13 protein-coding genes are annotated in these 15,766 nt (G+C 64.9%); 8 read left to right on the top strand and 5 right to left on the bottom strand.

Annotated features, from left to right (window positions below):
• Positions 1 to 34: 34 nt before the first annotated feature.
• From M3O59_RS15985 to M3O59_RS15975, 3 genes are all read right to left on the bottom strand, one after another.
• Positions 35 to 649: an OmpW/AlkL family protein gene (locus M3O59_RS15985; protein WP_116905214.1), complete on the bottom strand. Its 615-nt coding sequence runs from the start codon at positions 647 to 649 to the stop codon at positions 35 to 37.
• Between the two features lie 123 nt (positions 650 to 772).
• A complete protein-coding gene (locus tag M3O59_RS15980) occupies positions 773 to 1,396 on the bottom strand; it encodes an OmpW/AlkL family protein (protein ID WP_116905213.1) in 624 nt (207 codons plus the stop codon).
• A gap of 278 nt (positions 1,397 to 1,674) precedes the next feature.
• Positions 1,675 to 2,187, bottom strand: coding sequence for an SgcJ/EcaC family oxidoreductase (locus M3O59_RS15975; RefSeq protein WP_064629395.1), 513 nt, complete (start codon positions 2,185 to 2,187; stop codon positions 1,675 to 1,677).
• A 441-nt stretch (positions 2,188 to 2,628) separates the two neighbouring features.
• On the opposite strand from M3O59_RS15975, the gene gap reads away from it, so the two are divergent.
• The 8 genes from gap (at position 2,629) to M3O59_RS15935 (ending at position 13,983) form a co-directional block, all read left to right on the top strand.
• Positions 2,629 to 3,630 (top strand): type I glyceraldehyde-3-phosphate dehydrogenase, encoded by a 1,002-nt coding sequence (gene gap, locus M3O59_RS15970; protein WP_116905212.1) that lies wholly within the window; start codon positions 2,629 to 2,631, stop codon positions 3,628 to 3,630.
• A gap of 214 nt (positions 3,631 to 3,844) precedes the next feature.
• Entirely contained in the window at positions 3,845 to 4,315 is a 471-nt protein-coding gene (locus M3O59_RS15965) for a hypothetical protein (RefSeq protein WP_064629393.1), read from the top strand.
• 192 nt (positions 4,316 to 4,507) lie between these two features.
• Positions 4,508 to 7,285, top strand: a complete 2,778-nt coding sequence (locus M3O59_RS15960) for a DUF2339 domain-containing protein (RefSeq protein ID WP_373418980.1) — start codon at positions 4,508 to 4,510, stop codon at positions 7,283 to 7,285.
• A complete protein-coding gene (locus M3O59_RS15955) occupies positions 7,282 to 8,640 on the top strand; it encodes a DUF3999 domain-containing protein (RefSeq protein ID WP_116905210.1) in 1,359 nt (452 codons plus the stop codon). Before M3O59_RS15960 ends, M3O59_RS15955 begins: the two co-directional genes overlap by 4 nt.
• A 323-nt stretch (positions 8,641 to 8,963) precedes the next feature.
• A complete protein-coding gene (locus tag M3O59_RS15950) occupies positions 8,964 to 10,139 on the top strand; it encodes a phosphoglycerate kinase (protein ID WP_249046890.1) in 1,176 nt (391 codons plus the stop codon).
• Positions 10,136 to 10,783 (top strand): HAD family hydrolase, encoded by a 648-nt coding sequence (locus M3O59_RS15945; RefSeq protein WP_064629385.1) that lies wholly within the window; start codon positions 10,136 to 10,138, stop codon positions 10,781 to 10,783. The genes M3O59_RS15950 and M3O59_RS15945 overlap by 4 nt, the downstream gene beginning before the upstream one ends.
• A 255-nt stretch (positions 10,784 to 11,038) precedes the next feature.
• Positions 11,039 to 12,505 (top strand): pyruvate kinase, encoded by a 1,467-nt coding sequence (gene pyk / locus M3O59_RS15940; protein ID WP_064629383.1) that lies wholly within the window; start codon positions 11,039 to 11,041, stop codon positions 12,503 to 12,505.
• Positions 12,506 to 12,978: 473 nt separating this feature from the next.
• Positions 12,979 to 13,983, top strand: a complete 1,005-nt coding sequence (locus tag M3O59_RS15935; RefSeq protein WP_064629381.1) for a class I fructose-bisphosphate aldolase — start codon at positions 12,979 to 12,981, stop codon at positions 13,981 to 13,983.
• A gap of 386 nt (positions 13,984 to 14,369) precedes the next feature.
• Here M3O59_RS15935 and M3O59_RS15930 read toward each other — a convergent pair whose 3' ends face one another.
• Positions 14,370 to 14,909 carry an O-acetyl-ADP-ribose deacetylase gene (locus M3O59_RS15930; protein ID WP_249046891.1) on the bottom strand — a complete coding sequence of 180 codons (540 nt, stop codon included), beginning with the start codon at positions 14,907 to 14,909 and terminating at the stop codon, positions 14,370 to 14,372.
• A gap of 192 nt (positions 14,910 to 15,101) precedes the next feature.
• Complete coding sequence (locus M3O59_RS15925) at positions 15,102 to 15,608, bottom strand: methyltransferase family protein (protein WP_064629476.1); 507 nt, start codon at positions 15,606 to 15,608, stop codon at positions 15,102 to 15,104.
• Positions 15,609 to 15,766 lie beyond the last annotated feature (158 nt).

Genomic DNA, 15,766 nt, shown 5'->3' with positions numbered 1-15,766 from the left:
CTGGTGGTGAGCGCAGTCGTTTTGCTGGCAGCGCTCAGTAATAAACCAGATACGACACGCCAAAGGTCAGCGGATCGATCCGCGCCTTGCCCAGCCGCGCGCCGTTGAGATCGACGTTGCTGCGCGAATCGGTCCAGCGCGCATCCACGCGCAGCCCGCTGCGCTCGTTGAAGATGAAATCCACGCCGACATGTGCGGTGGCACCGACCGAATCGTCGAAGCGCAGATCGCCGCTGCCGATGGTCGGCTCGGTGTCTTCGCCCAGAAAGGTGGTGTAGTTGATGCCCGCGCCCACGAACGGCGACACCGTGCCATAGCCGTTGATGTGGTACTGCAACAACACGCTCGGTGGCACCGACCAGTAACTGCCCACCTTGCCGAGGCCCTGCAGTTCCAGGTCGTGCTTGCCCGCCACTGCGGCATGCACTTCGATGCCGAGGTTGTTGCGGATGAAGTATTCGTAGGTAAACGACAGTGCCGGCGCGCCCTTGATCTCGGCCTGCGTGCCGCCGAAAGTGCCGCTGTCGGACTTGGGCGACACATAGCCGGCACCGTAACCGGTCGTCCAGTGGCTGGCCGACTGTGCGAAAGCGGGGGCGGCCGAGGCGGCCAGGGCAATGGCGAGGGCGGTGCGAATCAGCGTGTTCATGGAATCCCCGGTAGGTCGGACAGGCGGTCGACGTGACCGACCTGTCCGCAACTCCGGCGGTGGATGGATGCACGTCCCTGGACCGCAAGTGTGCCAGAGAAGCGCCGCCCACGCCGCCAAGGGTCAGAACCGGTGCACATAGGCCACGCCGTAGACCAGCGGGTCGATGTTGACCGTGCCGATGCGGTTGCCATCCAGGCGCGCTTCGGTATCGATGTCGATCCAGCGCAGGTTGACGCGCAACGCGCCACGGTCGCTGAGCTTGTAGTCCACGCCGGCATGCAGGGCCAGGCCCCAGGAATCGTCCAGCTCCAGCTCGCTGCCGGCCAGTGCGCCGCGGGTGTCGGTGCTGAAGAAGCGCGTGTAGTTGATGCCGGCTCCAACGAACGGCGACAGCTTGCCCTGGCTGTTGAAGTGGTATTGCAGCGAAATCACCGGCGGCAGATGCTTGGTGCTGCCAACGCGGCCCAGCCCGCGCAATGCGATGTCGTGTTCGAACGGCAGCGCGGCCAGTACTTCGATGCCCAGGTTGTCGGCAATGAAATATTCCGCGGTAAAGGTCGGCTTGATGTCCTTGCCCACCTCCGCTTCGAGCGTGCCGCCGACCAAGCGCCCATTATCGGATTTGGGAGCGACCTGGTGGGCGCCGACGGCAACGGTCCAGTCGCCTTTGGATTGAGCCAGTGCGGGGACGCTGGCGAAAGCGGCGGCCAGGCCGGCGAGCAGGAGGGTAGAGCGCATGCGCATAGGAATTCTCGTTGGGTGCAATGAATGGAGGAAGTCTTGGGGCTTGGCGCCGCCGCTGCCTTGATCCTGATCAATCCGGCAGCGTGCTCAGGCGCCCGGCGTTGCGCTGGCTGCAGCAGCAACCCGCATTGACGGCAGTGGTGCGGGTGGTCGCAGCGGTGCAGCGCACCGCCAGTAGCACGTGATGTGCCTGGCACAACCGTCGGCGGAGGAGGGACGCAGACGGTTGCATGGGTGCTGGCGGCGACAGCCAATCGATGGCTTGTGCGATCCACCACTTACTTGGCCTTGGCGACCTTGGGTGCATCCACTTCCGGCATCGCCGAGCTGTGGTGGTTGATGATCAGCCACTTGCCGTCGCGCTTTTCGTACACGAAGGTGTAGCGCGCCTGCACGTTGCTCTTCTTGCCCTCTTTATCGGTCAGGGTGAAGGTATAGACGCCGGCATCCACTGCACTGTCGTCATCGAGCACACGCACGGTGCGGTAGTTGATCACGCCCTGCGGCTTCTTGGTCAGGAACATCTCGAAGTACTTTTCGATCTGCTCGCGCGAGGCGCGCACTTCGTTGGAGACTGTCGGCAGCAGCACGCCGTCCGGTGCATACAGATCGGCCACCTTGTCGGGGTTGCCAGTGGCCAGTGCGGCGTTCCAGGTATCGAACAGCGCGGCGACTTCGCGCGCTTCGCCATCGGCGGGCAGGGTGGCCTTTGCGTTGTAATGCATCACGCCAGCGGCCAGCGCCGGGGTGGCAGCAAGGGCCAGAACCAGAGAGAACAGGGTGCGACGCATGGGGAATCTCCGTGTGATGAATGGGTGCCTCAGCAGGCATGGCCAGTATCGAAATCCACGGAGTGCCGAAATTCTGCTGTTCGGCATAGTGTTGAATATGCTTTTCAGCCTATCGAATATAAATTTAAGTGACTGAAATATATGGGGTGTGGCGGTTTTGACTGGTGTCGGATCGTGTTGGCGCTAGCGCCGATTGGCGCGATGTCGTCGGCAATTGACCGACACGATTGCTGCGACGCGTGGCGTGGCCGCTCATGTACGCTCACTCCGTGGGCCGGGGGCAGCTGCGGGTCAATTCCCCGCAAAGCGTGACGCGTAGAGCTCCGCCCGTCACCCCATTCCCCCGGCGCCTGCAACAACACGGCTGCACACAAGGGACGCTGCTAGAATGGCCACCCCTTTCCATCCGCCGCGCTGTCGCGGCCGCAGGAGCTAGTGAACATGGCAATCAAGGTCGGCATCAACGGATTCGGTCGCATCGGCCGCAACGTGCTGCGCTCTGCGGTGCAGAACTTCGCCAATGACATCGAGATCGTGGCCATCAATGACCTGCTCGAGCCCGACTACCTGGCCTACATGCTGCAGTACGACTCGGTGCATGGCCGCTTCAAGGCCGACGTTTCGGTCGACGGCAACACGCTGATCGTCAACTGCAAGAAGATCCGCCTGACTCAGGAACGCGACCCGGCCAACCTCAAGTGGGACGCCGTCGGCGCCGACGTGGTGATCGAGTCTACCGGCCTGTTCCTGACCAAGGAAACCGCACAGAAGCACATCGACGCCGGCGCCAAGAAGGTGATCCTGTCGGCACCGTCCAAGGACGACACCCCGATGTTCGTGTTCGGCGTCAACGACAAGACCTACAAGGGCGAAGCGATCGTCTCCAACGCCTCGTGCACCACCAACTGCCTGGCGCCGTTGGCCAAGGTGATCAACGACAAGTGGGGCATCAAGCGCGGCCTGATGACCACCGTGCACGCGGCCACTGCAACGCAGAAGACCGTGGACGGCCCGTCGAACAAGGACTGGCGTGGCGGTCGCGGCATCCTGGAGAACATCATTCCGTCCTCCACCGGCGCTGCCAAGGCCGTGGGTGTGGTGATTCCCGAACTCAACAAGAAGCTCACCGGCATGAGCTTCCGCGTACCCACCTCGGACGTCTCGGTGGTCGACCTCACCGTCGAACTCGAAAAGCCGGCCACTTATGCCGAAATCTGCGCCGAAGTGAAGGCGCAGAGCGAAGGCGCGCTGAAGGGCATCTTGGGTTACACCGAAGACAAGGTTGTGGCGACCGACTTCCGCGGTGAAACCTGCACCTCGGTGTTCGACGCCGACGCCGGCATCGCGCTGGACTCCACCTTCGTCAAGCTGGTGTCCTGGTACGACAACGAGTGGGGCTACTCCAACAAGTGCCTGGAAATGGTGCGGGTTGTGGCGAAGTAAATCGCGCTTACGCGACGCTTTGAGGGCCCCGGCATGCCGGGGCCTTTGTTTTTTGTAGGTCGGAGTGTGATGTGGACATGCGCCGTCACCGCTTCGTCGCCAGTACGAGATGTGGACTTTGAGAGGCTCACGTGCGCTAATTTGCGCGCACGGCGGCCGTTCCCGTGTCGTGTACGAAGGATCGGGGAACTCCATGGATCGAGAGAACATAACGATGAGTAAATTTCTGGCGGGCGCATTGGCGCTCGGTGTGGTGATTGCGTTTTCGGCTCCGTTGAACAGTTGGGCGGCGAAAAAGCAGAGCGGTACGCCGGCGTGGATGAATGCCGATGGTGAAGTGATCAAGTCGTCCGACGTCGAGGCCGGCTATGGCGAGACCGTCAAGGGCGTCAACGATTACGAAGGCGAGATCACCGGCAAGCCTGCGCCGGGCAGCAAGTTCACCCAATTGCAGATCGGCATGCCGATGAAGCAGGTGACCGATCTGATCGGGCAGCCGAATGACCAGGGTTCGTACGTGACTGGCAAGGCGTTCATTCCGTTCTTCTTCGGCGGCGACCGTTACCGGTACGAGATGGCCTACAAGGGCCAGGGCCGTCTGGTCTTCGCTGGCAAGTCGATGGATACCGGCGGCAACTTGATCTGGATCATCCATAACAAAAACGACAGCGGCTACCGCGAATAAGTTTAAAAACGCCCGGTTCTCCGGGCGTTTTTTTGGGCGCGCTTGTGTACGTGCAGCCATTGCGTCCCGGAGCTGCTGACGTCATCGCGTCGCAGAGCTTTCCCCCGGCTTGGCTGCCCAGACGCATCCTTAGCCTGTATGGTTCGCGCATTCGGCCGGATGCCGACTCAGGGGGTTGCTGCGTTGGAAACGATGGTCGGGCTGGTAGTGCTGTTTCTGCTTGCGTTGCCGGTGGGATTGGTGATCGCACTGGTGTGGATTGCCCGGTTGCGGCGACGCGTGGATTCACTGGAGCATCGGCTTGCGCAGTGGCAGGCCAGTGGGGCGGGGGCCGCAGATGCGGCGGCGGTGCATTCGCCAACGCCAACGCCTTTCAGGGCGTGGGAGCCGCAGCAAGACGCATCTGACGTCGGTGTGTCTGCATTTGGCGAGCCCGACTCGCCTCGCGCAGCAGACCTGCAAGCTGCACCGGTGTCTGTCGTGACGATGCCGCCATCATTGCCCGCCGATGCGTTCGCGTCTTCGGCAGCGCGTAGCGCTGGCGATGCGCCGACTTCGTCCACTGCGCCTGCGCAGGCTCAGCCACAGCCGCAGCCACAGTCACAGCAGCAACCGCACTACATTCCGTCCGAACCCGGCCCGATCGCGCGCGCGGCCAGTGCAGTGAAGCGCTGGTTCACCGAAGGCAATGTGCCGGTCAAGGTCGGCATGCTGGTGTTGTTGGCCGGTGTGGCCTCGTTGTTGAAGTACGCCAGCTACCAGGGCTGGATGCGCATGCCGATCGAGCTGCGGTTGGCCGGCATCAGCGTTTTCGCCTTGGCCGGTCTGGTCTTCGGCTGGAAGCAACGCGAGCAGCGGCCGGGCTTTGCGTTGGCCTTGCAGGGCGGCGCCATCGGCGCCTTGTTGTTGACCGTGTTCGCTGCCTTCAAGTTGTATGGATTGCTCGGCGCCGGTCTGGCGATGGGTATCAGCGTGGTGCTGATTGCCGGCATGTGTGTGCTGGCGGTGGTGCAGGATTCGCGCACGTTGGCGGTGTTGGGCGTGCTGGCCGGATTTCTTGCGCCGATCTGGTTGTCCACCGGCAGCGGCAATCATGTTGGGCTGTTTTCGTACTACGCCGTGCTCAACGCAGGCATCGTGGCGATTGCGTGGATGCGTCCGTGGCGCGTGTTGAACCTGCTGGGTTTCGCCTTCACCTTCGGCATCGGCACGTTGTGGGGCGCGCTGCAGTACACGCCTGCGAAATTCGCCTCGACCGAGCCGTTCCTGTTGCTGTTCTTCGCCATGTATGTGGCCATCCCGGTATTGCACGCGCGCCGCGGCGACGGCAGTGCAGGCAAGCTCATCGATGGCAGCCTGTTGTTCGGGACGCCGCTGGTGGCCTTCGCGTTGCAGGCACGCCTGCTCGAAGGCGATCGGCTGCCGTTGGCGTTGTGCGCGGTGGCGGTGGCTGCGTTGTACGCAGGCCTGGCCAGTTGGTTGCTGCGCCGCGCCTCCACGCGCTTGTTGGGCCAGGCACACGCGATGCTGGCGGTCGGCTTCGCAACCCTGGCGATACCGCTGGCATTGTCGGCACGTGCCACGGCAAGCGTGTTCGCACTCGAAGGTGTGGGCTTGTTGTGGTTGGGCTTGCGGCAGCAGCGACGCATCCCGCAGATCAGCGGCGTGGCGCTGCAGTTGCTCGCGGCAGTGGGTGTCGCCTTCGGCGTGGATGCATGGGGCGACGACACGGTAGCGGTGGCCAATGCCACCTGCATGAGCACCTTGCTGCTTGCCATTGCCGGCTGCGCCAGTGCCTGGTTCCTGCGCGATGCCGGGCATCCGCGACGCGCGCTGGGGGCGTATCTGTGGGGGCTGGGCTGGTGGACGCTGTGCGGTGTGCACGAGATCTTGCGCTTTGCCGATCTACGCAGCGAACCCGATCTGCTGCTGGGCTTTACCGCACTCAGTCTATGGCTGGCGGCCGAGGTGCATCGCCGCCGTCCCGCAACGGCGCGGGTATGGACGGTGATGTCGGGTCTGGCGCTGGCAGCACCGCTGGCGGTGTGGCAGGGCGAGGCGCACACCCAGCCGTTCGCGCATTGGGGGGCGCTGGCCTGGGGTGTGTTTGCGGTGGCCGGTGCGCGTGCGCTGTGGTGCCTGCGCCTGCAGCAGGGCGCTGGCGCGATGGCCGCACAGTTCATCTGGTGGTTGCTGTGGCCGTTGGTGGTGTCGTTGGGTGCGGCCTGGTTGGCCGATGCGTTCTTGCTGGCCAATGGCTGGCGGTGCGCCCTGCTGGCTGCGCCGTGGCTGCTGGTGGCGATGCTGGGGTTGTTGCGTTGGCCGTGGCTGGCCTGGCCGCAGGGCGCCGGCTTCGACCCTGCACGCAGCGCGTTGCTGAGCTGCGTGTTCGCCGTGCTGGGCATCGGTTGGCTGGCGGTGTTGCTGGACCCGGTGAGCGCTGCGCCGTTGCCATGGCTGCCGCTGCTGAATCCGGCCGAGCTGACGCAACTGGCGGTGCTCGCATTGCTCGCGCGCTGGGCCTGGTCGGCATCGGCGCCGGCATTGCTGCAGCGTTGGCGCGTGACCGCGCTGGGTGTGCTGGGCTGGGCGTTGATCACCGGCAGCACCTTGCACAGCGTGCATCACTGGGGTGGCGTGGCGTGGGATTCCGCGTTGATCGGCGCCACCTTGTCGCAGACCAGCCTCACCATCGTGTGGAGCGTATTGGGCGTGCTGGGCTGGGTGATCGGCTCGCGTCGCGGGCAGCGTGGGCTATGGCTGGGCGGGGCGTTGCTGATGGGCCTGGTGCTGGCAAAGTTGGTGCTGGTCGACCGCCAGCATCTGGGTAATCTGCTGGGCATCGGCTCGTTCATGGCCTATGGCCTGTTGTGCACCGTGGTGGGCTACCTGGCGCCGGCGCCGCCGCGTCCGCTGGCAACCGAAGGCACTGCCGTCGAAGACGACGGCGTCGAAAAGGATCAGGCATGAAAGCGATGCGATGGGCGCTGCTGGTGATGGTGCCGCTGCTGGCGCAGGCCGCCGATGTGCGGCAGGACTACCGCCAGCAATGGCCGCTGCAGGTGACCGGGTCCGATGCCGGCATCTATCAGCTGACCTTGAACGCGGCGGTGTACCGCAGCGCGCATGACGCCGCGCTGCGCGATGTCACGGTGATCGATGCGCGTGGCGAAGAACTGCCCACCGCCTGGTTACCGCTGGATGCCGCACCGGCGGCTGCGGTGCGTCGGCAGCGCCTGCCCCTGTTTGCCTTGCCGGCCGGTGCGGCGCCGGCCAACGGCGATCTGCAACTGATTGCCGAGCGCGATGCCAGTGGTGCGGTGCGCCGTCTGGAAGGCCGCTTTGCGACCGGTGCCGCCGCCGCTGCAGGCGGCGGTGGGAGCTGGTTGATCGATGCCAGCGCATTGCGCGATCGCCCGCGGGCGCTGCTGCTGGATTGGGACGGCGACATGCCGGTGCAGGCGCAACTGCGCGTGGAAGGCAGCGACGATCTGCGTGATTGGCGCGTGCTAGCGGCCGAGGCCACGGTCATCGCGCTGGACAACCAGGCGCAGCGCTTGCAGCAACGCCGCATCGCACTCGACGACGGCGCACGCTATCTGCGCATCGTGCCGGTGTCGGGCCAGTTGCCGGCCCTGCGCATAGTCGAGGCGGAGCTGGACGGCATCGCGGCGTCCGCACCGTTGCAATGGCTGGAATTGCCAGGCACCGCGCAGGACGCAGTGGTGCTGTATGCGTTGCCGGGGCGCTTTCCGATCACCCAACTCGATGTCGGCGGCGGTCAGGCCGAAGCGGTCGAATGGATCGCGGCAAGTCGCGATGCCGACGATGCGCTGTGGTTGCAGCGTGCCGGGCCCTGGTTGGCATACCGGCTGGGCAAGGGCGCGGCCGCGGCATCGCCGCCGCAACTGCTGTCCGCCCCGGTGCGCGATCGCCAGTGGCGGCTGGTGGCCGCGCAAGGGCGCAGCACCGCGGTGCCGACGCTACGCGCCGGTTATCAACCGGAACGGCTGATGTTTCTGGCCCAGGGCCAGCCGCCGTATGCGCTGGTCGCCGGCAGTGCGCGCGCGCAACGTACCGACGCACCGCTGGCCTCGATGCTGCAGGCACTGCGACGCGAACGCGGCGCGCAATGGCAACCGGCGCAGGCCCGTGTGGCCACGCAGGCACAGCCGCTGGCCGGCGAGGCCGCGCTGGAGCCGGCGGCCACGCCGCGCGACTGGAAGCGTTGGCTGCTGTGGGGCCTGTTGGTCGGTGGCGCCTTGCTGGTCGGTGGTTTCGCGGTGAGTCTGCTGCGTAACGCGTCGGCCAATCGCAGCGGCTGAGTGCACCCGCCTCGCACCGCGGTTTGCCGCTGCGGCGCGAAGGTCCGACAATGGGCGTCCCCCGTCGCCAAGGCAGCCGCATTGCCCGTCGTGTTCGACCAAGCATCCCCCGCGTTGCCAACCGTAGTGGCAGCGACAGAGGTGACAGGCAAGGTGCGATCCCCGCGATCTGCATGCGGTTGCAACAACCGCGTGAGACGTCTGCCTCAAAGCATCTGCCCGTCCAGCGCTCGGAGCGTGGCAGTTCGCGCACCGGTTGCTGCTTCGATTCCCCATTCCCCATTCCCCATTCCCCATTCCCCCAGACTTAGCGAGCTGAGCCCATGTCCATTGTCCGCATGACCGACCTCGATCTCTCCGGCAAGCGCGTGCTGATCCGCCAGGATCTCAACGTGCCGATCGACAACGGCCAGATCACCTCCGAACAGCGCATCACCGCTTCGGTGCCCACCATCAAGCTGGCGCTGGAAAAAGGCGCTGCAGTGATGGTGACTTCGCACCTGGGCCGGCCCAAGGAAGGCAGCTGGAGCGAAGAAGATTCGCTGGCGCCGGTGGCCGCGCGCCTGACCGCGCTGCTCGGCGTGGACGTGCCGCTGGTGCGTGACTGGGTCGACGGGGTGGAGGTGGCGCCGGGCCAGGTGGTGCTGCTGGAAAACTGCCGCATGAATGTGGGCGAGGGCAAGGACGACGAGACCCTGGCGCGCAAGTACGCCGCGCTGTGCGATGTATTCGTGATGGATGCCTTCGGCACCGCGCATCGCGCGCAGGCCTCCACCCATGGCGTGATCCGCTTCGCGCCGGTTGCCGCCGGTGGCCCGCTGCTGATGGCCGAACTGGACGCGCTGGCCAAGGCGCTGGACAACCCGGCCAAGCCGCTGCTGGCGATCGTGGCCGGCAGCAAGGTCTCCACCAAGCTGGAGTTGTTGTCCAACCTGGTCAACAAGGTCGACCAGTTGATCGTCGGCGGCGGCATCGCCAACACCTTCATCGCCGCGGCCGGGCATGACGTGGGTAAGTCGTTGAACGAGCCGGATCTGATTCCCACCGCCAACCAGATCGTGGCCGATGCCAAGACGCGTGGTGCAGAGATTCCGCTGCCCACCGACGTGGTGGTCGCCAAGCAGTTCCTGCCCGATGCGCAGGCCACCGTGAAGTCGCTCGATGCGGTGGATGCGGACGATCTGATTCTGGATATCGGCCCGCAGACCGCCAAGCGCTACGCCGAGCTGATCGCCAATGCCGGCACGGTGGTGTGGAACGGGCCGGTCGGCGTGTTCGAATTCGAGCCCTTCAGCCACGGCACCGAAACGCTGGCACGTGCGATCGCCAGCTCCAAGGCGTTTTCGATCGCCGGCGGTGGCGACACCCTGGCGGCCGTGGACAGGTACGACATCGCCAGTGACGTGACCTACATTTCCACCGGCGGCGGTGCGTTCCTTGAATTCCTGGAAGGCAAGACCCTGCCGGCGGTGGCCGCGCTCGAGGCACGTGGCAAGTGAGTGCAGCCACGCTGTTCTTCGATCTGGACGGCACCCTGGTCGATTCGGAGCCGGGCATCGTCGCCAGCATCGTGCATGCCTTCGACGAGATCGGGCAGCCGCGTCCATCGGCGCAGACCTTGCGTGCCTGGATCGGCCCGCCGCTGCGCGACAGTTTCACCGAATGTTTTCCGGATGATCCCGAGCTGGTGCAGCGTGCGCTCGGGCTCTATCGCGCACGCTACGACGCGGTGGGCTGGACCGAACTCAGCGTGTTCGATGCCATCGGCGAGGTGGTCACCGGCCTGCACCGCGCCGGTCATCGGCTGGCCGTGGTGACCTCCAAGAACGAACGCTACGCGCGACGCATCGTGGAGCATCTGCCGTTCGGTGCGTGCTTCGAAGAGGTGATCGGTGCCAGCGAAGACGGTGAGCGTCGCTTCAAGCCGGACCTCATCGCCGAAGCGCTGCGCCGCCTGCAGATCGAAAAAACCGGCTGCGTGATGATCGGCGACCGGCGCATGGATATCGATGGCGCCAATCACCACGGCATCCACAGCGTCGGCGTGTTGTGGGGCTTTGGCGACGAGGCCGAATTGCGCGATGCCGGCGCCGGCGCCATTGCGCGCACGCCTTCCGAGTTGACGCAGTTGATCCATGCATGAGTGATGGGGTCGGCTGTGGCGTTCGCTTGGCCGACACCGTTGCAGTGCGCAGCGCGACCGCGCCGATGTGTCTTCACTGCCACCGGGTTAGGGTGGCGACCGCATTGCGTTGCCAGATATAACGCATGCGCAAGCGTACGTACTGTCCCGCACTGTCTTTAGGACATGCCGGAATACGAGGGTGGCTATGCCGCAATGCCATCCTTGGGACGTGACGCGTGTGTTAAGTTTCGCGGCTTTTACAGGGAGGCCATCATGAAAGAACGTCAACGCCGCACCAAGATCCTCGCCACCCTCGGACCGGCAACGGACCCGCCCGGTGTGCTGGACGCTTTGTTCAAGGCGGGCGTCAACGTGGTGCGCCTCAACTTCAGCCATGGCGACCCGTCCGGCCAGGCCAAGCGTGCTGCCGAAGTGCGTGCCGCCGCGGCGCGTGCCGGTGCCGAAGTCGGCATCCTGGCCGACCTGCCGGGCCCGAAGATCCGCATCGAACGTTTCGCCGAAGGCAAGATCAAGCTGACCATGGGCGAGCGCTTCGACCTGGTGGCCGATGCCAATGCGCCGGCCGGCGATCAGCATCAGGTGGGCGTCAGCTACCTGGGCCTGCCGCAGGACGTGACCGCAGGCGACGTGCTGCTGCTGGACGATGGCCTGGTGCAGTTGCAGGTCACCGACGTGCAGGGCGCGCGCATCGTCACCACCGTGCTCAACGATGGCGTGCTGTCCGATCGCAAGGGCCTCAACAAGCAGGGCGGCGGCTTGTCGCTGGGCGCGTTGACCGAGCGCGACAAGGAGCTGATCGGCATCGTCGCCAAGATCGGCGTGGACTTTATCGCAGTGTCGTTCTGCCGTAACGCGCAGGACATGCACGACGCGCGGCAGATCGCCCAGCAGCACGGCTGCGATGCGCAGCTGGTGTCCAAGATCGAGCGCACCGAAGCGATCGAAAACCTGGTCGAAATCGTCGAAGCCTCCGATGTGGTGATGGTGGCGCGTGGCGATCTGGGCGTGGAAATCGGCGATGCCGAATTGCCGGGCCTGCAGAAGAAGATCATTCGCGAGTCGCTGGCGCAGAACAAGGTGGTGATCACTGCCACGCAGATGCTGCAGTCGATGGTCGAAAGCCCGATCCCGACCCGTGCCGAAGTGCTGGACGTGGCCAACGCGGTCATCGACGGCACCGACGCGGTGATGCTCTCGGCCGAGACCGCCGCCGGCGCCTACCCGGTGCGTGCGGTGGAAGCGATGGCGCGCATCTGCCTGGGCGCCGAGCACCAGTTCGAGTTCGATACCGACTTCGAAGCGGCGCAACGCAACCTGCAGCGCGCCGATCAGGCGATCGCCATGGCGACCATGTTCCTGTCCGAGCACATCGGCCTGGGCGGCGTGGTGGCATTGACCGAATCCGGCGGCACCCCGCGCTTCCTGTCGCGCTTCCGTTCCAACATGCCGATCTATGCGTTCACCCGTCACGACGGCGCGCGTCGCCAGATGGCGATGATGCGCGGCGTGTTCCCGATCAGCTTCGACAGCCGCGGCCTGACCCCGCGCGAAGCCGCGCGTGCGGCGATCCGCCTGCTGGTGGAAAACGAGCGCATGGGCCCCGGCGACCGCGTGGTGTTCACCAGCGGCGAGCACATGGAAATGCACGGCGCCACCAACACGCTGCGTTTGCTGGAAGTGGGCGAAGACGGCCGCGCGACCGGCCTGGGCGAGCTGTAACGCCTGCTGACGCCATCCGGCGCATGATCTGAGCCGGAAGCGACGTAACACGCAGCGGCGACCCCAGGGTCGCCGTTGTGTTGTGTGGCAGCTGGTGCGTGCGGTGTGCCGGTGAAACATCCCTCGCGACGCATTGCGTGCCGCAAGCGCAATGCGTACGCAGCACGCAACAGGCCAAGCAACCCACCTCCGCACACGCCGACCAACCAAACGTGCCCTTGCTGCAACCGCGCCGCCGCACGTCGTTGCAGGCACACGGCACAGCATCGCTACAACACTCCGCGCGCATGCTCAGCTCTGCCGATTCCCGATTCCCGATTCCCGATTCCCGATTCCCACACATGCGATGCGAGCAGCACCACATATCCTGTCACGCGGGCAAGGTGTAATCGGTTGCAGGCATTCCGTGAAGGAATGTCTGCGACTTTCGTCGCTATACTTTCGTTCTCCCCCGCAGCTGCCACAGGAACTACATGAGCATCGAACAGCTTGCCGAAACCGCCCAGGCCATGGTCGCCCCGGGTAAGGGCATCATCGCCATCGACGAATCGACCAGCACGATCGCCAAGCGTTTTGCCAGCGTCGGCATCGAGAACATCGAAGAAAACCGTCGCGCCTACCGCGAACTGTTGCTGACCACGCCCAAGCTGAGCGACTACATCTCCGGCGCCATCCTGTTCGACGAGACCATCCGTCAGAAGACCAAGGATGGCGTGCCATTCGCCGAGTACATGACCGCCCACGGCATCATCCCGGGCATCAAGGTCGACAAGGGCGCGCAGCCGCTGGCCGGCATGCCGGGCGAGCTGGTCACCGAAGGCCTGGACGGCCTGCGTGCACGCCTGGAGGAGTACTACACCCTGGGCGCGCGCTTCGCCAAGTGGCGTGCGGTCATCAACATCGGCGAAGACATTCCGTCCGGCACCTGCATCGAGGCCAACTCCCACGCGCTGGCGCGCTACGCGGCGCTGTGTCAGGAACAGGGCCTGGTGCCGATGGTCGAGCCGGAAGTGATCATGGACGGCAACCACGATATCGAAACCTGCTACGAAGTCACCGAAGCCACGCTGCGTTCGCTGTTCGGCGCACTGTATGAGCAGAACGTCGTGCTCGAAGGCACCATCCTGAAGGCCTCGATGGTCATCTCCGGCAAGGGCTGCGAAGAGCAGGCCGGCATCGAAGAAGTGGCCGAGTCCACCGTGATGTGCCTGAAGTCGACCGTGCCGGCGATCCTGCCGGGCATCGTGTTCCTGTCCGGCGGCCAGACCGACGAGCAGTCCACCGCGCACCTCAACGAGATGCACCAGCTCGGCAACCTGCCGTGGCCGCTGAGCTTCTCCTACGGCCGCGCCATGCAGCAGGCCGCACTGAAGTTGTGGGCCAAGGACATGACCGGCAACTTCGCCAAGGCGCAGCAGGTCATCTACGAGCGCGCCAAGGAAAACGGCCTGGCCGCGCTGGGGAAGTGGAAGGGCTGATCGGTTGATGGCGGCCGCAAGGCCGTCGCACCAATAAGCCAAAAACGCCGGCAGATGCCGGCGTTTTTTATGGATCCACAAGCGTTGACTGAGCCGGGATGAGCATGGAGGCAGAGCAACTCGCACAACTGCTGCATAGCCGAGACGGGGTATGCAGACGCGCCGAATCGGCAGGTTACGCATGTCCAGCGCCCTTCAGGACAGACCTGATGACTGCTGGCTGCGTTTGCTCCGCTGCTCCTGGTACAAGCACACGCGTTTGCGCTCAGCCTCACAACCACCACGCGTAGATCGTTCGAGTCGAAAACAACAACGGAACTTCGACGACCCAAACGCAACGAGCGCCCTGCGGCGCTCGTGATGGCGATCTGTGCATGGCGCCGAGATCAGGCGGCCGCGGAGTCCTGCATGGCCAGCGCCTGCTGATACGCCTTGTAGGTCGCTTCGTTGTAGGCCACCAGCACGATGTGCTTGGGCACCTTGTGCGAGCGCTGCCAATCGCGCGTTTCGGTCACGGCGATGCGCGCGGCCTGGTACAACGGGTAGCCGTAAATGCCGCAGCTGATCGCCGGGAACGCGATCGAATGCAGCATCATCTGTTCGGCCAGTTTCAGCGATTGCCAATAGCAGTTGGCCAGCTGTTCCGGCTCGTTGTGCTTGCCGTCGCGCCAGACCGGACCTACGGTATGAAACACATGCCGCGCCTTCAGATCGAACCCGTCGGTGATGCGGATTTCGCCGGTGGGGCAGCGCACGCCCGGGCGCATTTGCGGTAATGCTTCGCAGGCTTCCAGCAGACGCGGGCCGGCGGCACGGTGGATGGCGCCATCCACGCCACCACCGCCCAGCAGTGATTCGTTGGCGGCGTTGACGATGACGTCAACGTCGAGTTCGGTGATGTCGCCTTGCCAGACTTCGATTCTCATAGCGCGATAATTATGGGATTTGCATGATGAGCGTGTGATGGGGCGCACGCTGCGGAAGTCGCACGCTATCGTCCATTCATCTCATCGGCTGCGACGGTGGCGCGGGTCCGATTCCATACCGTTCGAGGCGTCCGAAACCCTTGACGCCGATCGCTTGCATCAATCGCCGGACACGCTGCTGCACGTCGGCTGTTACACCCAGCGGCGGACACGCGCGCAGTAGTCGGTGTAATGGCGGCCGAATTCTGCGCGCAGGCGTGCCTCTTCGAAGGGAATGACATACAGCCGCAGGGCCAGCCACGGCAGCGGCACCAGCGCGACTGCCCACAACAGCCCAAGCTGCAGGCACAGGCCGACGTAGCTCAGCACCAGCGCCAGGTACATCGGGTTGCGGGTGAAGCGATATGGGCCGTCCAGCACCAGACGCGACGGATGGCCGCTTGGCATGATGGTGGTGCGCCGACGTGCGAACAGGATGAAGCAGCTCACCGCCAGCGCCAGGCCAAGACAGGCGAGGCCGCCGCCAGCCAATTGGATCCATGCCAACGGCGTGGGAGCGGGCAGGGGGAGCTCCAGGGCGTCCTGCAGCCACGCGCCAAGACCCAGGGCGAGCGCGAAGTGCACCGGCGAGGTCATCTTCACCAGCCATGGCGCCCGCGAGGCGCGGGTGTCACTGTGTCCATACGGCTGGTTGCTCACGCTTTTCTCCTGCATCACGGCCGCCATCCTAACGTTTCCTTGACATGGGCGGGAGTGCGGGCGCCCCAAGCTGTGACTCAAGAAGCCAGCAGGCAGCCGACGAGCATGCGTGGCGGCCTTGACCGTCAGGTGCAAGTGCAAATTGCGTAGCGCTACAA

This window comes from Xanthomonas nasturtii (assembly GCF_023337365.3).
Taxonomy (GTDB): Bacteria; Pseudomonadota; Gammaproteobacteria; order Xanthomonadales; family Xanthomonadaceae; genus Xanthomonas; species Xanthomonas nasturtii.
Note: the sequence above shows the minus strand (reverse complement) of the source record. Positions and strands in the feature narration are given on the sequence as shown.